Annotated in this window: 17 protein-coding genes; 13 read left to right on the top strand and 4 right to left on the bottom strand. The window is 62.0% G+C overall.

From position 1 onward, the window contains the following. The 12 genes from E4P09_RS14930 (at position 1) to E4P09_RS14875 (ending at position 10,284) form a co-directional block, all read left to right on the top strand. Positions 1-435 carry a CopG family transcriptional regulator gene (locus E4P09_RS14930; protein WP_137390438.1) on the top strand — a complete coding sequence of 145 codons (435 nt, stop codon included), beginning with the start codon at positions 1-3 and terminating at the stop codon, positions 433-435. A 169-nt stretch (positions 436-604) separates the two neighbouring features. After that, complete coding sequence (trbB, locus tag E4P09_RS14925; protein ID WP_137390437.1) at positions 605-1,585, top strand: P-type conjugative transfer ATPase TrbB; 981 nt, start codon at positions 605-607, stop codon at positions 1,583-1,585. Beyond that, complete coding sequence (locus tag E4P09_RS14920) at positions 1,582-1,914, top strand: TrbC/VirB2 family type IV secretion system protein (protein ID WP_012112717.1); 333 nt, start codon at positions 1,582-1,584, stop codon at positions 1,912-1,914. The genes trbB and E4P09_RS14920 overlap by 4 nt, the downstream gene beginning before the upstream one ends. Then, positions 1,914-2,195 (top strand): VirB3 family type IV secretion system protein, encoded by a 282-nt coding sequence (locus E4P09_RS14915; protein ID WP_137390436.1) that lies wholly within the window; start codon positions 1,914-1,916, stop codon positions 2,193-2,195. Before E4P09_RS14920 ends, E4P09_RS14915 begins: the two co-directional genes overlap by 1 nt. A 10-nt stretch (positions 2,196-2,205) precedes the next feature. After that, complete coding sequence (trbE, locus tag E4P09_RS14910) at positions 2,206-4,749, top strand: conjugal transfer protein TrbE (RefSeq protein ID WP_137390435.1); 2,544 nt, start codon at positions 2,206-2,208, stop codon at positions 4,747-4,749. After that, entirely contained in the window at positions 4,746-5,525 is a 780-nt protein-coding gene (trbJ, locus tag E4P09_RS14905; RefSeq protein WP_239025214.1) for a P-type conjugative transfer protein TrbJ, read from the top strand. The genes trbE and trbJ overlap by 4 nt, the downstream gene beginning before the upstream one ends. Before the next feature lie 17 nt (positions 5,526-5,542). After that, positions 5,543-5,830 carry a putative entry exclusion protein TrbK-alt gene (gene trbK-alt, locus E4P09_RS14900; RefSeq protein WP_137390434.1) on the top strand — a complete coding sequence of 96 codons (288 nt, stop codon included), beginning with the start codon at positions 5,543-5,545 and terminating at the stop codon, positions 5,828-5,830. Positions 5,831-5,833: 3 nt separating this feature from the next. Then, positions 5,834-7,195, top strand: a complete 1,362-nt coding sequence (gene trbL / locus E4P09_RS14895) for a P-type conjugative transfer protein TrbL (RefSeq protein ID WP_137390433.1) — start codon at positions 5,834-5,836, stop codon at positions 7,193-7,195. Then, positions 7,192-7,881, top strand: a complete 690-nt coding sequence (gene trbF / locus E4P09_RS14890; protein ID WP_137390432.1) for a conjugal transfer protein TrbF — start codon at positions 7,192-7,194, stop codon at positions 7,879-7,881. The genes trbL and trbF overlap by 4 nt, the downstream gene beginning before the upstream one ends. Then, positions 7,878-8,894 carry a P-type conjugative transfer protein TrbG gene (trbG, locus tag E4P09_RS14885; RefSeq protein WP_137390431.1) on the top strand — a complete coding sequence of 339 codons (1,017 nt, stop codon included), beginning with the start codon at positions 7,878-7,880 and terminating at the stop codon, positions 8,892-8,894. Before trbF ends, trbG begins: the two co-directional genes overlap by 4 nt. Then, the gene (locus E4P09_RS14880; protein ID WP_137390430.1) at positions 8,891-10,048 is read left to right on the top strand and encodes a TraB/TrbI/VirB10 family type IV secretion system protein; all 1,158 of its coding nucleotides are present in this window, start codon (positions 8,891-8,893) and stop codon (positions 10,046-10,048) included. Before trbG ends, E4P09_RS14880 begins: the two co-directional genes overlap by 4 nt. Positions 10,049-10,050: 2 nt before the next feature. Further along, the gene (locus E4P09_RS14875) at positions 10,051-10,284 is read left to right on the top strand and encodes a DUF2274 domain-containing protein (protein WP_114669213.1); all 234 of its coding nucleotides are present in this window, start codon (positions 10,051-10,053) and stop codon (positions 10,282-10,284) included. Between the two features lie 6 nt (positions 10,285-10,290). Here the strand turns inward: E4P09_RS14875 and E4P09_RS14870 are convergent, their stop codons facing one another. Further along, a complete protein-coding gene (locus E4P09_RS14870; protein ID WP_137390429.1) occupies positions 10,291-10,911 on the bottom strand; it encodes a TetR/AcrR family transcriptional regulator in 621 nt (206 codons plus the stop codon). Between the two features lie 396 nt (positions 10,912-11,307). Between E4P09_RS14870 and E4P09_RS14865 the strand changes: the two genes are divergently transcribed. Continuing rightward, positions 11,308-12,240, top strand: coding sequence for a LysR family transcriptional regulator (locus tag E4P09_RS14865; protein ID WP_428977726.1), 933 nt, complete (start codon positions 11,308-11,310; stop codon positions 12,238-12,240). A 53-nt stretch (positions 12,241-12,293) separates the two neighbouring features. On the opposite strand, the gene E4P09_RS14860 is transcribed toward E4P09_RS14865, so the two are convergent. From E4P09_RS14860 to E4P09_RS14850, 3 genes are read right to left on the bottom strand one after another with little or no spacing between them, the layout of a single operon-like run. Beyond that, positions 12,294-15,542 (bottom strand): DEAD/DEAH box helicase family protein, encoded by a 3,249-nt coding sequence (locus E4P09_RS14860; protein ID WP_137390427.1) that lies wholly within the window; start codon positions 15,540-15,542, stop codon positions 12,294-12,296. Between the two features lie 3 nt (positions 15,543-15,545). Continuing rightward, positions 15,546-18,848, bottom strand: a complete 3,303-nt coding sequence (locus E4P09_RS14855; protein WP_137390426.1) for a site-specific DNA-methyltransferase — start codon at positions 18,846-18,848, stop codon at positions 15,546-15,548. A 29-nt stretch (positions 18,849-18,877) separates the two neighbouring features. After that, a complete protein-coding gene (locus E4P09_RS14850) occupies positions 18,878-21,727 on the bottom strand; it encodes an SNF2-related protein (protein WP_137390425.1) in 2,850 nt (949 codons plus the stop codon).

The following is a 21,727-nucleotide window of genomic DNA, read 5'->3' as shown; positions in this document are numbered from 1 at the left end:
ATGACCGCACGCAAGAAGAAATCTCCGGTCTCCGTCTATCTCGACCCCGAGATCATGACGATGTTGGCGGACTTCGCTGCGCGCCGTGGTCAGTCCCGATCGATGATCGCGGAAGCCGCGATCGCGTCCTTTCTGTCGCCGGATGCCGACGAACGTCGTGAAGCGGCCATCGTCAAGCGGCTCGACCAGATCGATCGGCGCGTTTCAAGGCTGGAGCGCGATGTCGGGATCTCCGTGGAAACCCTGGCGGTTTTCGTGCGCTTCTGGCTCACCAGCACTCCGGCGCTGCCCGAGCCTGCGGCCCAGGCGGCGCGGGCGAAAGCGAGCGAACGCTATGAAGCTTTCGTCGGCGCGCTCGGGCGCCGCCTGGCGGCAGGCCCGCAACTCCGGCAGGAGATCAGCGAGGATATCAGCCCCGCGCGATCGGAGCCATGATAGAGGTCGTGCAGCATGCCGACGGTGCCGGGCAATCCCGCCGATTTCCTGTATTTGCACGCTACAGTACTACTCCGAAAGACAGTTGTTGAATCCACCCGAATTCGGGTTCTTTTAATCGTCCCCGTCGGGGCAGGACCGAATTGTTCCCGGCCAGAACGGGGACAAGATGGCGGCTTCACATAACAACCCAGAAGGACGCGCGCGCAGTTCGCGCATGCTGCGCACGGCGCTCGGAGCCGCCATCGCCCGCTTTCTGGACGACCCCGCGGTCGTCGAGGTCATGCTCAATCCCGATGGCCGCATCTGGGTGGACCGGCTGTCCGAGGGCCTGGCCGATACGGGGGAGATTCTGCCCGCAGCCGATGGTGAACGCATCGTGCGGCTCGTCGCCCATCATGTCGGCGCCGAAGTGCATGCCGGGGCGCCGCGGGTTTCGGCCGAACTACCGGAGACCGGCGAACGCTTCGAAGGCCTGCTGCCGCCTGTCGTCGCCGCGCCCGCCTTCGCCATCCGCAAGCCAGCGGTCGCGGTGTTCACGCTCGACGACTATGTCGCCGCAGGCATCATGACGGCCGAGCAGGGCGCGACATTGCGTGAGGCGGTGGCGACGCGCGCCAATATTCTCGTCGCGGGCGGCACCTCGACCGGCAAGACGACCCTGACCAATGCCCTGCTTGCCGAGGTGTCCAACAGCTCGGACCGCGTCGTCATCATCGAGGATACGCGCGAGTTGCAATGCGCCGCGCCCAACCTCGTCGCTATGCGCACGAAAGATGGCGTGGCGACTCTCTCTGACCTCGTCCGTTCCTCTCTGCGGCTTCGCCCGGATCGCATCCCCGTAGGCGAGGTGCGTGGCGCCGAGGCGCTCGACCTGCTCAAGGCCTGGGGGACGGGACATCCGGGCGGCATCGGCACGATCCATGCCGGCTCCGGCATCGGCGCTCTGCGCCGCCTCGAACAACTTATCCAGGAAGCCGTCATCACCGTGCCGCGCGCCCTGATCGCCGAGACGATCGACCTGGTCGCGGTCCTCGCCGGACGCGGGTCCGCGCGAAGGCTTGTCGAACTCGCGCGCGTCGAAGGGCTCAGCCCTGACGGCGACTACCGCATCACCCCCGCAATCAGTTCAGAAGGGAAGTCCGAATGATCCGTCACGCCTTGCGCATGCGCCGTCACGTCGCGACAGCCGCGGCCGTCACCTATGTCAGCCTGTTCATGGCCCCGGCCGCTCATGCGTCCGGGTCATCCATGCCCTGGGAGGCGCCGCTCCAGAGCATTCTCGAATCGATCGAGGGACCGGTCGCGAAGATCATCGCCGTCATCATTATCATCGTGACCGGCCTGACGCTGGCCTTTGGCGACACCTCTGGCGGCTTTCGCCGGCTGATCCAGATCGTCTTCGGCATCTCCATCGCCTTTGCGGCATCGAGCTTCTTTCTGTCCTTCTTCTCGTTCGGCGGCGGGGCGCTCATCTGATGGCGGCCGTTCTCGAACAGCTCGATGCCGTGCCGGGCTTCACCGTCCCGGTTCACCGGGCGCTGACCGAACACATCCTGCTGGGCGGCGCGCCACGATCCATTGCGATCCTGAATGGAACGCTCGCCGGGGCCGTGGGCCTCGGCCTGCGCCTTTGGCTGGTCGGTCTGGCGATCTGGGCCGTCGGGCATTTCGTGGCGGTTTGGGCGGCAAAACGCGACCCGCTCTTCGTCGAAGTCGGCCGCCGGCATCTGCGTATCCCGGCTTTCCTGGCGGTGTGAGGGCGCGGCGATGATGAACCTGGCCGAATACCGCCGGACAGCCACTCGCATGGCCGACTATCTGCCTTGGGCCGCATTGGCCGGCTCCGGCGTGGTGCTAAACAAGGATGGCAGCTTCCAGAGGACGGCGAAGTTTCGCGGGCCGGATCTGGATTCGTCGGTCGCCGCCGAACTGGTCGCCGTGGCTGGCCGCATCAACAATGCGCTGCGCCGTCTCGGCTCCGGCTGGTCGATCTTTGTCGAGGCGCAGCGCAGCGAGGCCGCGACCTATCCCGAAAGCCTGTTTCCCGACCCGGCATCGGCCTTGGTCGACGCCGAGCGCAAGGCGGCATTCGAGGAGGCCGGCGCGCATTTCGTGTCGGGCTATTTCCTGACCTTCCTCTGGCTGCCGCCGGCCGAGGATTCCGCGCGTGCCGAGACCTGGCTCTATGAGGGCCGCGCGCAATCGGGCGTGAATCCCTGGGAGTTGCTGCGCGGTTTCGTGGATCGCACCGACCGCGTTCTGGCCCTGCTCGACGGCTTCATGCCTGAATGCCGTTGGCTCGACGACCCGGAGACGCTCACCTATCTCCACTCGACGATCTCGACCAACCGGCATCGCGTGCGCGTGCCGGAGGTGCCGATGCATCTCGATGCGTTGCTTGCCGACCAGCCGCTGACCGGCGGGCTGGAGCCGCGCCTCGGAGATCAGCATCTGCGTGTCCTCACCATCATCGGCTTTCCCACGGCCACGACGCCCGGCCTGCTGGAAGAAATGAACCGGCTGGCATTTCCCTATCGCTGGAGCACGCGGGCGATCCTCCTCGACAAGCTCGAAGCGACAAGGCTGCTCACCAGAATCCGCCGGCAATGGTTCGCCAAGCGCAAGTCGATCGCCGCGATCGTCAAGGAGGTGATGACCAACGAGCAGTCCGCACTGGTCGACACCGATGCGGCCAACAAGGCCGCCGACGCCGATATGGCCCTCCAGGAACTTGGGCAGGACATGGCGGGCATGGCCTATGTCACGGCCACCATCACGGTCTGGGATGCCGATCCGCGCATCGCCGACGAAAAGCTGCGGCTCGCCGAGAAGGTCATTCAGGGCCGCGACTTCACGGCAATGGCCGAGACCGTCAACGCGGTCGATGCCTGGCTCGGCTCTCTACCCGGTCATGCCTATGCCAATGTCCGGCAGCCGCCGATCTCGACGCTCAATCTTGCCCACATGATCCCTCTGAGTGCCGTGTGGGCAGGGCCGGAACGGAACGACCATCTCGGTGCGCCCCCCTTGCTCTATGGCAAGACCGAGGGAAGTACGCCGTTCCGGCTTTCCCTCCATATCGGGGATGTCGGCCACACGCTCGTCGTCGGCCCGACCGGCGCGGGCAAATCGGTGTTGCTGGCGCTGATGGCGCTCCAGTTCCGCCGTTACGCGAAAGCCCAGGTCTTCGCCTTCGACTTCGGCGGATCCATCCGAGCCGCGGCGCTCGCCATGGGTGGGAACTGGCACGATCTGGGCGGCGGATTGACCGACGGGTCGGACGCCTCGGTGTCGCTGCAACCGCTCTCCCGCATCGACGATGCCTATGAGCGCTCCTGGGCTGCCGACTGGATCGGCGCGATCCTGGCGCGCGAGGGTGTCGCCGTCACACCGGAGGTGAAGGAGCACATCTGGACGGCGCTGTCCTCGCTCGCGTCCGCGCCCCCCGGCGAACGCACCATCACCGGCCTCGCCGTGCTGCTGCAATCCAATGACCTCAAACAGGCGCTGCGACCCTATTGTGTTGGCGGTCCCTATGGCCGGCTTCTTGACGCCGAGACCGAGCACCTCGGCTCCGCCGACGTGCAGGCATTCGAGATCGAAGGGCTCGTCGGAACCGGAGCGGCGCCTGCGGTCCTGTCCTACCTGTTCCATCGGATTGGCGACCGGCTCGATGGCCGCCCGACGCTGCTCATCATCGACGAGGGCTGGCTCGCCCTCGACGATGACGGTTTCTCCGGCCAGCTCCGCGAATGGCTGAAAACGCTCCGCAAGAAGAACGCCTCGGTCATTTTCGCCACGCAGAGCCTGTCGGACATTGATGGCAGCGCGATCGCGCCCGCCATCATCGAGAGCTGCCCGACGCGGCTCTTGCTGCCGAACGAGCGCGCGATAGAGCCGCAGATCACGGCCATCTATCGCCGCTTCGGTCTCAACGATCGCCAGATCGAGATCCTCGCACGGGCGACACCCAAGCGGGACTATTACTGCCAGTCGCGACGCGGCAACCGGCTGTTCGAGCTGGGCCTCAGCGAAGTCGGACTCGCGCTCTGCGCCGCGTCTTCCAAATCCGATCAGGCCGCCATCGAGCGCGTCCACGCCGAGCATGGGGCCGACGGCTTCCTTGCCGCCTGGCTGCGCCATCGCGGCGTGGACTGGGCCGCCGACCTGATCCCCGGCCTCCCCAATCTCGTCCCGCAGCCGCCTTCGGGCCCGGAGGATGAGCCGGCAATAGGCATCTCGAGCCAAGCCGGGCCCCAAGACGAATTCTCAATCGATGAAGAGTTCAGCCAAGAGGAGATCGACCTGTGACCTTTCCCAAATTGCACCGTTTCACGCGTGTCTCGCTGCTCGCCCTGGCGCTTGCGACGCCGCTTGCGCCGGTGCTCACCACACCCGCACACGCCTTTTTCGGCGGGTTCGGCCGCATCGTCTATGATCCGACCAATCATGCCGAAAACCTGCTGACAGCCGCCCGATCCCTGGAGCAGATCAACAATCAGATCGCCCAGCTTCAGAACGAAGCGCAGATGCTCATCAACCAGGCCCGCAATCTCTCGAGCCTGCCGTTTTCCTCGCTCCAGCAGCTTCAGCAAAACATCCAGCGCACCCAGCAGCTCTTGAGCCAGGCCCAGAGCATCGCCTTCGACGTCCAGCAGATCGACCGGATGTTCCAGCAGGACTACGGCAAGCTCTCGATCTCGGCCACCGACGCGCAGCTGATCGCCGATGCCCGTTCGCGCTGGGAAAACACCGTTGGCGGGTTGCAGGACGCCATGCGCGTGCAGGCCGGCGTGGTCGGCAATATCGACAGCAATCGCAGCGCGATGTCTGCGCTGGTCGATCAGAGCCAAAATGCGGTCGGTGCGCTGCAAGCGACGCAGGCGGGCAACCAGCTTCTCGCACTGCAATCCCAACAGCTTTCGGACCTCATCGCGGTGATCTCCGCCAATGGCCGCGCCACAGCCATGCTCGAGGCCGACCGGGCGACAGCCGCCGAACAAGGCCGCATCCAGCGCGAGCGCTTTCTGACACCTGGCTCGGGCTATCAGCCGGGCAACGCGCAGATGTTCAACAGCGGCAACTGATCCCGGGAGGGGGTCCCATGGATGGGAAAATGCTGGCCCGGATCGGGGTGATCATATTCATCGCCATAGCGATCACCGCCACGGTGATCGAGATGACCCGGGAAGAGGAACCGGCGCGGGTGAGGTCCGCGCCGGAGCTCCAGCCCGAGGCGGATCCTCTGCGCCTGACGCTTCGGCGATGCCAGCGACTCGGAGAAGCCGCCACCAGCGATGCCGAGTGTCTTTCGGCCTGGGCAGAGTCCCGCGACCGCTTCCTTGGCCGTTCTCCGGCGCCCGCCGCCCCAGCAGTCGAAGGGGAGCGATGAGCCGTGGGCGGGATGGGGGTCATCGACAATTTTCTCGGCGTCTTCACGAGCTATATCGACAGCGGCTTCGGCTTGCTCGGCGGCGAAGTCGCCTTCATCGCGACCACCCTGATCGTCATCGATGTGACGCTCGCGGCTCTATTCTGGAGCTGGGGTGCCGACGACGACATCATCGCCAGGCTGGTGAAGAAGACCCTCTTCGTTGGTGTCTTCGCCTACCTGATCGGCAACTGGAACAATCTCGCGAAGATCGTTTTCGACAGCTTTGCGGGACTCGGCCTGCAAGCCTCCGGAACCAGTTTTTCCGCTGCCGATCTGATGCGCCCCGGCCGCGTCGCGCAGACAGGCCTCGATGCAGGCCGACCGCTGCTCGACGCGATCTCGGATCTGATGGGCTTCGTTTCCTTCTTCGAGAATTTCATCCAGATCGCCTGCCTGCTGTTCGCCTGGGCGCTGGTGCTGCTCGCCTTCTTCATCCTTGCGATCCAGCTCTTCGTCACCCTGATCGAGTTCAAGCTGACGACGCTTGCCGGGTTCGTCCTCATTCCCTTCGGCCTTTTCGGCAAGACCGCCTTCATGGCCGAGCGTGTGCTCGGCAACGTCGTCTCCTCCGGCATCAAGGTGCTGGTCCTCGCCGTCATCATCGGCATCGGCTCGACGCTGTTTTCCCAGTTCACCGCCGGTTTCGGCGGCGCGACCCCGACCATCGACGATGCCATGGCGATCGTGCTGGCCGCTCTCTCCCTTCTCGGTCTCGGCATCTTCGGCCCCGGTATCGCCTCGGGCCTTGTCTCGGGCGGGCCGCAGCTCGGAGCCGGCTCGGCTGTCGGCACCGGCCTTGCCGCCGGTGGCATGGTGCTGGCGGGAGGCGCCGCCGCAGGCATGGCCGCAAGGGGAGGCGCGGCCGCCCTGTCGGGAGGAGCCGCGGCCGTCCGTGGTGGCGCGACCGCCGCGGGAGGCGCCACAGCCGCCTATAGCGTCGGATCGCTGGGCCAGTCCGGTGCGGCAGGTGTCGTCTCCGGTCTTGGAGGTGTCGCCCGGGCATCCGGTTCCGCCTCCGCCTCGCCGCTGAAACGCGCCGCTTCCAGGGCAAACGAGAGCGTCAGGTCCAGTTTCTCAGATGGTGTTCGCGCCGGGTTCGGCGCGACAGGCGGGTCATCTTCCATGGGCACCCTCGGCGGCGCAGGCGATGCCGCCGCCGCATCGGCCTCGGCCTCCGCTGGCGGTCCTCCGGCATGGGCGCAGCAGATGCAGCGCCGACAGGTGCTTGGCCACGGCACGACCATGGCGGGCCATGCCGTGCGCTCCGGCGACAGCCACGGCTCCGGCTCTTCCGTCAATCTTTCCGAAAGCGACCGCTCATGAATCTGTTCAAACGATCATCGACACATTACGGCAAAACACCCGAACCCGAGACCCCTTACCAGAAGGCCGCGCAAGTCTGGGACGAGCGTATCGGCTCGGCTCGCGTTCAGGCAAGAAACTGGCGTTACATGGCCTTCGGCTCGCTGGTCCTCTCGGCCGGCTTCGCCGCCGCCCTGGTCTGGCAGTCGGCGCAGGGGACGATCGTGCCCTGGGTGGTGCAGGTGGACAATCTCGGTCAGGCGCAGACTGTAGCGCCCGCAACCGCGGACTATCGCCCGACAGACCCGCAGATCGCATGGCATCTCGGCCGCTTCATCGAGCAGGTGCGGGCCATTCCGGCCGACGCAATCATTGTCCGCCAGAATTGGCTGCGCGCCTATGAATGGACGACCGACCGGGGAGCGGCGGCGCTCAACGACTATGCCCGTGCGAATGACCCCTTCACTCGCGTTGGTCGCCAGCAGGTGGCGATTGAGGTCTCCTCGGTGATCCGGGCGTCACCCGATTCCTTCCGCGTCGCCTGGACCGAACGCCAATACGAGAACGGCCAACTCTCCACCACCGAGCGCTGGACCGCGATCCTGACCATCGTGATCCAGACGCCGCGCGACGCCGAACGGCTGCGTGCCAATCCGCTCGGAATTTACGTCAACGCCATCAACTGGTCGCGGGAGATGAGCCAATGACCCGCACGCCGATCCGTAAGTCCGGCTTTCCGGCTTTCCGCAAACCCGCGATCTTGGCCTTGCTGGCCGCGACGGCGCTGGCTGGATGTGCCACCAATCGGGTTCCTCAGTTCAGCTACGATGCCGACGTGCCACCGCTGCCCGTCGTACAGGCACCTGTCACAGATGAGCGGCCGCGTCCGCTGCACACGCCCCCCTCCTGGAACGTGGCGCGGGGCGGTGCAGCCGCAGGCACGCCGGCGGGACGGGTGGAGAACGCCAATGCCGCCGCCCGCGTCGAACCGCGTCGCGAGGGCTATTACAACGCCATCCAGATTTACCCGTGGTCCGAGGGCGCCCTCTATCAGGTCTATGCGTCGCCGGGGCAGATCACCAATATCGCCCTGGAGCCGGGTGAGGGCCTGACTGGCGCCGGGCCGATCGCGGCGGGCGATACCGCACGATGGATCATCGGTGATACCGAGAGCGGAAGCGGTGCGCACCGGCGTGTTCATGTGCTGGTGAAGCCGACGCGGCCGGACATCTCGACGAATCTGGTCATCACTACCGATCGCCGCATCTACATGATCGAGCTTCGCGCCCGCGAGGAGCTCTACATGCCTGCCGTCGCGTGGGCCTATCCCGCGCCGCCGGCGGGGCAGCGTCGGTCGGCCCCGGCTGCACCCGTCATCCCGGTCGAGGCGGCGCGCAACTATCGCTACGGCCTGACCGGCGACAGCCCGCCGTGGCGGCCGATCTCGGTCTTTGACGATGGCCGGCGCGTCTACGTCGTTTTCCCGCGCGGTATCGTCCAGGGCGAGATGCCGCCGATCTTCGTGCTCGGCTCGGATGGCGAGCCGCAGATCGTCAACAGCCGTATCCACCAGAACATCCTGATCGTCGACCGCCTGTTCGGTGCAGCCGAGCTTCGCCTTGGAAGTGGCGAGCGCCAACAGACTGTCCGGATCGTCCGGATCGAACAGCGGCAGGCCGCCGCCCAGCCGGCCCGCGAGACCGGAGGCGCCCCATCATGACCGAGGAAGCAACCACCACAACAACCACGAGCGCGGCAACGGCCGCACCCATGCGCTTGCGCGCAGATCCGCCGCGCGTGACGCGGCTTTCCCGCAAGATGCTGGCTGGTGTCGGCGCCGTTGCATTGCTCGGGATCGGCGGAGCGCTCATCTATGCGCTCCAGACCCGGGACGCGGGGCAGGGCGGCGAAGAGCTCTATTCAACCGAGAACCGGCCGACGGCAGATGGCCTGTCCGGCCTGCCGAGGGACTATACCGGCCCGGTCCTTGGACCTCCTTTGCCGGGCGATCTCGGCGGCCCGATCCTCGATGCGCAAAACCGGGGGCAGCCGGTCGCACCGCCTGCCGTGACGGCGCCGGCCGCCGACCCGGAGGAGCAGCGCCGGCTTGCGGAGGAAGAAGCGGCGCGCCTCAGCCGCGTTTTCTTCCAGACCGGTCCGAGCACGGCAACTACTACCGGAGGTCCAGGTCTGGCCGGTCTCGGCCTTGGCTCGCAAACCGGCGCGACGGCCGGACAGGATCGGCACACGGCTTTCCTTAACGGCCCTGTGGACCGCCAGACCGTTGCGCTCGATCGCATCGTGGCGCCGCCGTCGCCCTACGTCCTTCAGGCGGGGGCGGTGATCCCGGCCGCGATGATCACCGGCATCCGTTCCGATCTGCCCGGACAGATCACCGCCCAGGTCACGGAGAACGTCTATGACAGCCCGACCGGGAGCCTGCTCCTCATCCCGCAAGGCACCCGCATTATCGGGCAATACGATGCCGGCGTGACCTTTGGCCAGCGACGCGTCCTGCTCGTCTGGAACCGTCTGATCCTGCCCAATGGCCGCTCCATCGTGCTGGAACGTCAGCCCGGAGCGGACGCCAGCGGCTATGCCGGCCTTGAAGATGGCGTCGACTACCACTGGTGGGATCTGATGAAGGCAGCGGGGTTATCGACGCTGCTTGCGGTGGGGACGGAGCTCGCCACCAGCGACGAGGATCGCCTGATCCGCGCCATCCGCGATGGGGCACAGGACACCATCAATCAGGCCGGCCAGCAGATCATCCAGCGCCAATTGCAGGTTGCGCCGACGCTCACCGTCCGGCCGGGCTTCCCGGTCAGGGTGATCGTCACACGCGACCTCGTTCTCGAACCTTACAGGAGTTGACCATGGCGAAGCTGAAACTCGGACCCATCGTCGAGGACAAACCGGTCAAGGTGACGGTGGAACTGCCCGGACCGCTTCATCGAGATCTCGTCGCCTATGCCGAGGTCTTGGCGCGCGAGTCCGGTCAGCGCGCCACAGACCCGGTCAAGTTGATCGTGCCGATGCTCGAGCGGTTCATCGCCACAGACCGGGGTTTCGCGAAGGAGAAGCGGAGCAGGTCGGGCGGCCAGCTATGACATGGACTACCTGCGATCGGGACCAGTGGCCGCGATGATCTCCAGGAGAGTATCGACCACTACGAGCGCAGCGTCCTGCCTGATCTTTTCATCGGGGGCACGGTTTTGCAGCGCAAGAGAGACTGCACCGTGAACGGCGGCCCAGAACGTGAAAGCATAGCGCTTCGGGTCCGCTCCCGGCAGCAGGCCCTGTTTCTGGCAGGCGCGAATGGCCTTCACCACCAACTCCAGCACCGACCGGCCGAGATCCGTCGAGAGCGGCCCCTGGTCCGCTGCGAGGCTCGGCGGCGGGGAAAACATGAGGCGGTACAGGGTCGGATTGTCGAACGCGAACTGGGCATAGGTATGGCTGCACGCGCGGAGATAGGCGGGGGGTTCTGCCTTGAAGTGCTTGGCCCGCGCCCGCTTCTCTTCATAGAGCCGCTTGAAACCGGCATCGTGGACCGCACGCAGCAACGCGTCCTTGTTGCGGAAATGCCCATAGAGAGCGGGTGCGGTACAGCCGACCGCCTCGGCGACCGCCGCCAGCGGCACATCGAAATCGTCCCTCTCGCCGAGGAGCCGGATGGTCTCCTCGACTGCTTTCCGGGAAATATCGAGGGCCGCATCCTTTTTCGGGCGGGGCATCAGTGCCGCCCCCGGTGTGACCTGACATTGCTCAGCGCTAGGTCGTTTGCCACGGTACTCGGTGTCATCGCTTTGGCTGGCACACTTGCCGCTCTCCTGCTGGCGGGATGCTGGCAGACACTTAACTTAATGACATTCATTTTCCGTTGACGTTGGCAATGTCAATCTGCACGATACCGCTAACTGAATATTGTTAAGTTTCTTGCGTGGGCGAAATATGACGACACGACGCAGGGAAATCCGCGCGGCAGGAGCATCAAGCGGCTTCGAGGGTAGGGCGCGACTATCCTGGCCGATGGATGGCATTGGCCGCAGCTCTCGGGCAGACGGGAACCTGTGATCGTGGACGGGGCGGAAAATATCGTTCCGCGTCCGAGCGACAACGCTCCAGATGAAATCCTGATACCTGAGCTGCCGCGCAGCCGCATCAAGCTCCAACATCTCCGTTATTTCGTGGCGGCGGCAGAGCACGGCAGCTTCCGCAAAGCGGGCCGAGAACTCGAAATCGAAGAATCGGCCATCAGCCGCCGCATTCGGGACATGGAAGATGAGCTTGGCGCGTCGTTGTTTCAGCGTCACGCGGGAGGAGTTCGCTTGACGCTCGCGGGCCAGAGGTTTCTGGGTCCGGCGCGAAAGGCGCTCCGGCATATCGACGCCGGCGCGAGTGATGTAGCTGCGGTCGGCCGCTCGGAGGAGGGACACGTCCGGGTCGGTGTCTTCTCGTCGCTTGCGTCCGGCTTCCTGTTCGACCTGCTGCGGCAGTTCGGCAAACTCCATCCAAAAGTCCGGGTCGATCCCATAGAGGGAAATCCGGCGGAGCATGTCGCTGCCGTCCGGACATTGACTCTCGACGTCGCCTTTATAACAGGCACGAAGACCTGGGACGGCTGTGAGACCGAGCATCTGTGGTGCGAGAGGGTCTTCGTCGTGTTGCCTGACGATCATCCCCTGGCAAACAAAATTGAACTCGGATGGCCGGACCTGGTGTCCGAGCGCTTCATCGTGAGCGATGTTGCCCCGGGCCAGGAAATCCACGACTACCTGGTTGCACACCTTGCAAGCCTCGGCAGCCATCCTGAAATTCACCCCCAACACGTTGGACGCGACAATATCCTCTCGCTGGTTGCCGTAGGTCGCGGCCTCACGCTGACGAGCGAAGCCACGACTGTCGCGCAGTTTCCCGGCATCACCTATCGGCAACTGGCGGGTGAAGTTTTGCCGTTCAGCGTGGTCTGGTCCGCCCGAAACGATAACCCGGCATGCCGACGGTTGCTGAGTTTGGCGCGTACCATTGGTCGAAATTCGGTGGAAGGCTGCCCGTCCTCCTGAGCTTACGGGACAGCCAGCACGGCGGTGGCCCGAGAATCCATCGCTAGGAGGGGCTATGCCGCCATTCGACTTATGATTGAGGCGACATAGGTGTCTTTTTGATCCTCCATGAACAGCACATGCATATCCTCCAATTCATGGATCGTTCTGCCCCAGTTCAGCTTGCCGAACCGTGTCGGTGTGACGATAAAGCTGTTCAGTATGACGTTCTCACTGGCGAGCCTTGCCTGAATGCCCTTGATGACCTGATGGAATTCGATCTTCTTGTGGCCAGGGCCTTCATGCTGGAGGCCATGAGGCTCGACGAAAGCCAAGTGCTGTCTGCCGTCCTTCACAAGCCATAGAAGGAAGTCGGGATAGAAATTTCCTGCCTCAAAGAAGCCCACTCCGCGCCCGCGGCTCTCATTGCGAAGCAAGAATAGTTCAATTCCTTCCGCCGCCAGTCGTGCTTGATCCTTTTCGATGAAGAGGCGCAGATCATCCAGGAACTGGAATTCGCTCTCATTCAATGAAACCGGCGCAATCTGGATTTTGCTTCCCTTGGCCGCATGAAGCACGGGCTCGTAGAGATGCGTGCCAAACAGGCAGCCTTTCAAGTCGCCAGCGCGCAACACCCCGGCCTTTCGAGTAGATATCTCGCTGGTGAGGTTCTGGATGTCATTAATGAGCGCTGTTTCGCTGGCATCGACGATTAGCTGGTATTCGTCCGCTTCAGGCAGGCTTCCGTCGCCGGCCTCGATCTCACGGAGCTCAAGGCGTGGCTCGATAAAGGCCGCCTTGCAGTAGTTGTAGCATTCTTCCGAGAATCTCTGCAGGAGTTCCGCCGCCATCTCCTGCCAAAGCGCAACGTTCCCAAAATCCGAGAACTCCATCTTCCCCGAAGGCACGACGACCTTGTACCAGGTCCGGTCAGTGAGCAGCGTCCTGATCATGGACTTGGAAATATTGAGATTGTGCCAGGTGCGCTCACGCTTGAATTTCTCAAGCCGGAAGAAAAGGTCATCGTAGTCCAGGAAGTCCAGGTGACCATCCTCAAAAACGGTCTCCTCCTTGGTGCCCAGCTTGGTGCCCTTCTTGGACTCGAGAGACTGGATACGAGGATACCAATCTATCGCGACGCCCTTTTGACGTATCTTTTCTGGAACCAACGTCAGGGCCGGCACAGCGCCGTCCCTCTTGAAATCGTACTCGCGACCGTCACCGCGCTTCTTTCGGGGGCGCAGCACCTTGAGGCGTTGCCCGAAGTCGTATGTGACCGTCAGCGGAACTGTGAAGACCTGCTTCTGATCGTTGCGAGGCAGCTCTTCCTCTTCGAGGAACTTCCGGAATCGCTCCATGAAGTCGGCCTCGATCCCGAAGACATTCAGGGTCTCGACGTACTGTATGAGTTCCGGTTGATGGGTGGGGGTGGCGAAGCCGCTGCGCTGGAGCGACCAGTCATACCCCTTTAGCCGGACGCCGCGCCCGAAAAGCTGGATGATCTGCGCGCCTTCGCTCTTGCCGACATGCATGAGACCGAGGGTGCTGACGCGCCAGCAATCCCAGCCCTCGACAAAGCGCTTGGAACCGATGAGCAGATTGACCGGGGAACTGGACAGGTTGATCTGCCCGAACATCGTCTCGGCAAACTCGGATTCCAGGACCGCGACGTTGTCGAACTCCTGCTCAGCAATATGGGTCGCCAAGCCAGATGCGTCGCCGACGTTGATGAGCCCGAACGGCTTCTCCGCCTGTCCGACGCGTAGCATGATCTCGTTCTCGTCGCCCTTGATCCGGGCAATCGACAACTCACCACCGGCCCGGTTCTGAAAGAGCTTTTCGAGGATGTCGCGGAACAGGTCGCCGGGCTTCCAGCTCTCCCGAAGCATGAGCTGCTGCAGGTAGACGAAACCGCCGGCGAAGATGTCGCCGCCGTTCTCATCCAGGAGACCGGTCTCCTGAGCGTTACCGGTGAGGATCCGCTCGATTTCGGCGGCCGACGTACCCTCGCTCTTAAGGAACTTCGCGATGAAGGCGAGGATCTTGCCTACGTCAGAAACTGTGGCCTTCTCGGCCTTGGATCCGGTGGCCTTGGTCACGCTGGAGCCGACGAAAACCCAGAGCGGTTTCTCGATGTTGTAGGGCGCATAAATGCCCTGCTTGTCCTCGTAAAGCTTCAGCTGCTGGTAGAAGCTCAGAAGACACGCCGTCAGGTATGAGAATTCAAGCTGGGAGAATGTCCGCGGAAGGTTGAAGATGCGGTAATCCTTGCCGTAGCCGTCCTCGTAGAAATACCGATACGAATAGTCGAACAGGATCGTCTTCGCGTAGGACGCCTCGATGTCGGAGCGCTTTGCGGCGGAAACGGCCTCCTTCAGCGTCGCCGAATACTCGAAGACGAAACCCTTCTCCGACAGGCGGGCGCGGCTTCGGAACCAGCCGCGCTCTTCCTGGCTTCCCATGCCGCGATGGGCCTCGTCGACAAGCAGCAGGTTCTGGTCGCCCAGATTGCGCGTCGCGATGACGTTGGGTCCGTCGGTGTCACCGAGCTTGGTCACCTCGGTGAAGTCCACCTGGCGCAGCCCGTTCTTGCCCGAGGACAGCAGGTCGCCGCTGTCGGTGAGCAGGCGCGACGCAACGATGTTGCTGCCCTTCATCTCGCGCGCGTGCTGCAGGGAAAGCTGCTCGTTCGGCGTGATCAGCACCGTCCGCGTCAGGTCGTGCTTGAGCGGCGATTTCGAGGCGTAGTGCCGGAATTGCAGGAAGTTGACGTGCATTAGCAGCGTCTTCCCCGAGCCAGTGGCGTTCTGCAGGCAGAGCTTGTTCAGGTCGTCGAGCTCGTAGGGCGTGATCCCCGTCTCGTATCCTTCATCGGTCCAGTACGTGTCGAAGGCATCGACATAGGCGTTCAGCGCATCCAGCAGCGCAGCGCGATCGGCGAAGAACCGGTCGAGATAGATCTCGGCGAACAGCAGCGAGAGCCACTGGTAGTACTTCCAGACGATCGGCCGGTCACGCTTCTCGTTGATCGCCAGCGTGTGGCTGACGATGTTGTGCTCGTAGCGCAGCAGGTCGGCCCGCGTGATCTGGGCGCCCGCCTGCAGGTGAACGTCCAGCGCCTTGTAGAAGTGGTGCAGGTTCTCGGACGTCATGCCCTCCGGCGCGTCCTTCACCGTCTTGGCCAGCGGCTGTACCGGCCGCAGGGTGCGCTTGCCGTCCTTGTGGTCCTTCAGCGGGTCGAAGCCGAACAGGCTGACGATCCACTGGTTGAGCACCAGCTTGTGGCCAAAGGGGAGCGGCTTGATCTTGGACTTTCTCGCCATCGCTCAGCCCTCCACGTCCCACATCGCCTGATGGAAGGCTTCCTCGATCAGGCGCACCTTCCAGGTCTCTTCGGCTTGGCGGAGATTGGGCAGGTTGTTGGAGCCGTTCACGTAGATCACGTCGAACTCGGTGTCCTGCGCGGAAAGGCGGTACTTCCGGAACCACTCGTCCAGCATCAGGTTGTCCTGCTCGAGATCGCCGGTCAGCTTGCGCCAGACGACCAGCACCTTCTCCCGGTCGTTGTGATCGCCCGGGGTGCGCAGGGTGTAGCCCTCGACCTTGCGGAAGCGCCAGGCGCCGTCATCCGTCTCCTTCAGCGGGCCGTCGAGCATCAGCCGCGTGTTCGTGTCGTCCGGCAGCTCGGGATCGACCTCGCGCTTGAAGGCTGCGTCGTAGCCGCGCCAGCGATCCAGATGCTCGACATGCAGGCCGATCAGCCAGTTGAACGTTTCGACGAGGTCAACGGCCTTCTCGACATACTCGTCCGTGCCGGGCTTCTTGATCTTCAGCTTGTAGGCGGTCGGATCGTCGAACCATTCGATGTTCAGAAGCGACGGGCTGCCCTTGGTCTCGAAATCAAGCCAGTAGCGGAGCATGTAGTCGCGTGCGAAAGCGCCTCCCGCTGGCAACACCTCTGGTGCGGATTTCAGAGCGAGATTGTTGATCGCATCTTCATAGGTTTCCAAGCGAACATACGGCACAAGGGCGCTTAAATGATCAGAAGACGAGGGGACACCTTTCTTCCATTCATTGCAATAAACTGATTTCTTGACCCTTGGTAGCGTTACGCGATCAAAGTATTCGCCCATTTCCACCAAAAAGAACTTTCTTCTTCCGCTGTCGGATCTGTTCAGGTTCAGCGTTGCGTGAGCAGTTGTTCCTGACCCTCCGAAGAAATCAAGAATGACAGAATCTTTCTTGGCTCCGCATGCCCTTAAACAGTCTTCGACTAGGTGAATTGACTTGGGGAATGAAAAGTCTGCAATCCTACCAAACATAGATGTCAGATAATTCGTGCCGTACTGTGTAGCCGAATATTCCTTCTTATCCCACCATGTGACAGGCATCATGCCCTCATCGTTCATTCGGGCTTTCATATAGACGCCGATTTGGCCAGACTGATCATTTCTACCGCAGAAATTGGAATAATCGGATTTGACGCTTTCCGCGCCCCACTTCCACCGACGCTCGACTCCATCAGGGGAGACAGGCAGCACAGCAGTCTCACCAGCGTTTGGCTCCTCCAATACGTCCCACGCCTGCGCATCAGTGTTCCAGGACATTTCGGGAACACGGATCTGGCCGCCAGAAACATAAATTGGATAGAACATTTTTGGACGTGCTTGGCGGCTGGCCTCAACGCCACCGTGTTTGCGGAAATTTACCCATTCAAAAGCCCCTCTCTCATCAGACTCTGAGTACCGGGCAACCTGCTTGTCGGTTCGGGGCATTCTGCCGACAGATGCGGCATCACTAGCGCCGGCAAATAGGGTGTAATCGTGCGCTTCAGAGAAGCCATTTGGAGTGGATCGCCCGGATGGATTGCTTCTAACCACCGCAACCCCCAGCATATTTTCCTGGCCGAACTTTTCCTCCATTAATTGCCGAAGTCTGCTAAATTCGATATCGTCTATTGCGACGGCGATTACAGCCGATGCCCGCATCAGTTTTTGTGCTTCCGACAGCCGGGTGTCCATTAGGGAAATCCAAGATGAGTCCTTATAGTTGTTCTTGTAAACTATTGAAGAAGCATCGGTGTTGTACGGCGGGTCTATGTAAATGCAGTCTACGGCATTCCGAAGCTTTTCGCCTAAAGCCCTGAGAGCCTGATTGTTCTCGGAATGTATCAACAGGCCCGTGGTTTCAGCTTCAAGAAGCTGAGTTTCAGCAATCACACGGTCCTTGAATGACCCTGCGAAGTTTGCTGTGTCGAGTGGAAGAGAGGAATTTTTCTCAAGAAAACTTACGGATAGAGGCTCAGAGTACCCGTCTATCTTGTCAATCGCGAAAAGCTCCACCCACTCTTCTCTCTGCGCCTCGTTGGCCGCGATCTCCGGATAAAACTCCTCCGGGATGCGGTCGAGCGTGATGCAGTACTGGGTGTCGACGACGAACTTCCTCTTCAGCCACAGCCGTTTCTGGAAGTCCTCGAGTTGGGCAAGGAAATCGATCAGATGCTGTGCAATGCGGCGCAGCACCTTGACCTTGGCCAGGTAAGCTTCCACTCGTGGCGCATCGGCGGACTCGATGTCGTCCAGCCGCATGACCTCGTTCTTGATGTAGAAGTCCAGCTCGCGCCGCAGGAAACCGCCCAGATCCTTGTGGATGAAGTAGTCCATCGTGTTCCGGGCCGTGTACTGGGCCAGGTACTTCTCCAGAAGCGTGCGGTCCTTCTCGGCCTCGGTCGGCGCCGGGGTCATCAGCGCGCTCACGTAGTCGTCCGCGCCGTCCAGCTTGGGCAGCAGCGCCTTCACCATGTCCGCCGCCTCGGCGAGGCGCTTCTTGCGCCAGGTGCCTTCCTGGCCGGTCTTCTCGGGGTCCGGGCGGTACTGGAACTGGATCACCAGCTCCGGCTGGCCGGTGTCGCCCGTCTCGATCTTCATCGGTTCCGGCTCGTGGATGATAAAGAAGCGTTCGGTCTGTTCGGACGCCTTGACGTTGTTGTGCTCGCCCTCGGACGCCGAGACGATCCGGCAGTGGACCTTCAGGGGCTTCTGCTCGACCAGCGCGCCGTGATGCGCCTGGAACTCCTTCGCCTGCGTCGGATCGAACGTGAAGTTGGTCAGGTACTCGGACGTCTTGATGTAGTACTGGTCACGGTTGGCCCAGTGCAGATAGACCTCGCGCCCGTCGTAGGGGACAGCATAGGGTGCCGCCTTGCCGTCCGTCTCGCGCGCGAAATAGCGGCGGCTCATGAAGTCGCCGTTGTCGTAATAGCGCTCGAAGAAGCGGTAGAGGTGATCGTAGACGTCGCCTTCGTTGCTGCCGCTGTCCTTGGCCGCATCCCAGGCCGCCTTGGCTTCCTTCACTTTCGGAGCGGTATCCGGATCGGGTGCGCCGAATTCCTCTGCCTGCTTGCGCGCGGCCTCGTAGGCAGCTTTCGCTTGCTCGACCCGGGCGCCATCCGCCTCGCCGAATGCATCCCGGATGATGCTCAGCAGGTCCTTTTCGAGAAACTTGGTCACCTGGCCCGCCTTCGCATGCATGATGCGATAAAAGCCAAAGTCCAGGTCCGGCTGGTCGAGCTGGAACAGCTCCTTCAGCAGGCTGATCAGGCGATCTCGTTGTTTCTCGACGTTCGGCATGTGACGGGATTCTCCTGCGTTCTGTTGGCTCACACGACCGCCCAGCGGACGGTGAAGAGCTCTTGTTTGCTGATGTCTTGTTTAAGACGGGCTTCCAGATCGGCGATCATCTGATCTCGTTCCTCGATGATCTCGTCCTCCACCTCAAAGATTCGCTGGCGCAGCCGGCGCTTGGACTTTTCCAGCTCCTGGATCTGCGTCTGGATGCGATGCTGCTGTTCGGGAGACTGGGCCGTTCGCGCCTCCCGCTTGAGCTCAAGGATCCGCGCCTTCGCGTCCTGCAATTCCTTTTCGGCGGCAAACACCTTGTCCTCGGCCCATTTTTCCAGCTTCCGACTTTCCTCGGAAAACCACTGGGCGTTCTGCCGCTTCAGCGCCTCGATGACGTCCTGTTCGCGTTGCGCCAATATGGGACCCAGCAGCGCCCGAGCATGCCCGATCTCGCCATCGGCTTGTCGGCATGGCATCTCGAACAGGCGTCGAACAATGTCAGGGTCGATATCGCGCCCATCATCCGTCTTGGCCGCGAGCAGGATGTGGTCCTGCTCGTCAAATCCGGAGAAGCTGAGGCATCGTGCGGCGAGGATACCTGACTGGCCCACCAACGGCTCGATGTTGACCGCCTTGGCTGGCCATCCGGAATAATCGAACACGAGGGCTGCACCGTTCAGATTGCGCTCGCGTGCCCTGGCAATCACGTGCTGTGCGAGCGGGTGCCCCAAGCGATATCTGTGCTCGCTTAGGCCATTCTTGGCGATACCGTAGCCTCCGGTCGGGACGTCCAAACCGTCGGGCGCGCGCTTCAAGGTGAAGGTGAGGTATTCATCATCGAAGTTGGCGTGCTGCCGCAGCTCATGCTGGGTAACGGCCCACAACATTCTCTCATAGCGCCCGATATACTCTCTGCTCTTGTCCAGATTGAACTTTAGGCGGTCATGGACCTCAGCGTCGAAGTTCTCCAGCAACTTCCGACGCGTATCCTCCATGGCAGCATTGATGTTCTCGTCCATCTCTGCGCGTAGACGCTCGAACTCCGTCTCGATCTCATCCGTGGATCTACAATTTTGGTAGATTGTGACGATGCGCTTCTCGAATTCGACGCCAGACTCAACGGCTCCGAGCACCTCATCCGAAGCGCCGAACACGCCGGAGAACAGTTGAAACTTCTCGGCCAACAGCTCGTAGACGCGCTGATCGGCCGCGTTGTTCTTGTTGAGGAAGTTAATCACGACCACGTCGTAAAGCTGGCCATACCGATGGCAGCGCCCGATCCGTTGCTCAATTCGCTGCGGGTTCCACGGCAGGTCGTAGTTCACGACGATGGAGCAGAATTGCAGGTTGATGCCTTCGGCCGCAGCTTCGGTTGCGATCATGATTGACGCATGTTCGCGGAAATGCTCCACCAGTGCGGCGCGAATGTCGGCAGTGCGGGAGCCAGTGACGCGATCAGACCCCTTGTGCTTCTGCAACCAATTTTCGTAGATAGCTTTCGACTGAGGATCGCTGTTGGAGCCGTTGAAAAGCACAAGCTTGTCGGCGTACCCGTTCTCCGAAAGCAGCCGTACCAGATACTCCTGCGTCCGGCGCGACTCCGTGAATATGATGGCCTTCTGCGCTGCACCAAGCTCCTGCGTCTTGGCGAAGCCGGCTCTCAACGCGCTCAACAACGCCTGCCCTTTGGCGTTCTCGGAGATTGAGACAGCAAGGTCCCGGAACTCGCGAAGATCTGCGATCTCCTGCTGGACGATCCCAATATCTTCAGCCGTCAGAAGCTCTGGCTCGTCGTCATTGTCCGACCATTCGTCGGCGACCTCTTCATATTCCTCGTAGTCCTCGGACAGTTCTTCTTCGAGCTTCTCCCGAAGGTTCGTGTCATCCTTGAGCTGGCGTTCCAGCTTCCGGGCTAGGGAGTCGAGGGCGCCCGCAATGGCGAAGGTAGAGGAAGCCAACAGCTTGCGCATGATGAGGGTCATTAGCGTCCGCTGGCTAGACGGCAGCGCCTGCAGAGACGGTCGCCGAAGGTATTCCGACACCATGTCGTAGAGCGATTGCTCCGCCTCGCTTGGAACGAACTCTTGGGTGATGGGTATCCGGTTGGTGTAGCGGATGTATTCCAACACCTGTCGACGCAGAGTCCGGTGGCAAACCGGCTGAAGGCGATGCTTCAACTCTTCAAACTGGCCGTCACCGGTCAAGCGCGTATATTGGGCTCGGAAGCTCTTCGCATCGCCGAATGTGTAGTCATCGATCAGGCTGACGAGACCGTACAACTCCATCAGCGAGTTCTGAAGCGGGGTCGCCGTCAGGAGTACCTTCGGAACATTTGCAAGCGCGCCCTTCAGTGCTCGGCCGATCCGGTTGTCGGGCCTATAGACGTTTCTGAGCCGGTGAGCTTCGTCGATGACCACTAGATCCCACGGGATAACCATGAGCTCTTCGACATGTCGCGCGGCGAATTGGAACGAACAGATAACGAGCTTCTTCTGTTCGAACGGGCGCCGGACACCCTCCTTTTTCATCTTATTGTAGTTGCGAGCTTCAAGAATAAGAGTCGGTAGAAAGAACTTTTCCTCTAGCTCCTGCGACCACTGCTTCCGCAAGTTTGCCGGAGTGATAATGAGAACGCGACGGCGGCCTTCCGTCCACTTTTGGGCAAGAACCAAGCCTGCCTCGATCGTCTTTCCCAAACCTACTTCATCGGCGAGAATCGCACCTTTCGAGAGTGGCGACTTGAATGCAAACAGCGCAGCTTCGACCTGGTGCGGGTTCAGATCCACTTGGGCGTCCAATAGGGCACCAGCAAGCTTTTCGGCATCTGCAACCGAATGCCGTTTGCTCAGTTCGTGTGCAAAGAGCTTGGAGTGATACTCTGTGATCAA

The organism is Rhodoligotrophos defluvii, from assembly GCF_005281615.1.
Classification (GTDB): Bacteria; Pseudomonadota; Alphaproteobacteria; order Rhizobiales; family Im1; genus Rhodoligotrophos; species Rhodoligotrophos defluvii.
This window is presented reverse-complemented; position numbering and strand designations above follow the sequence as displayed.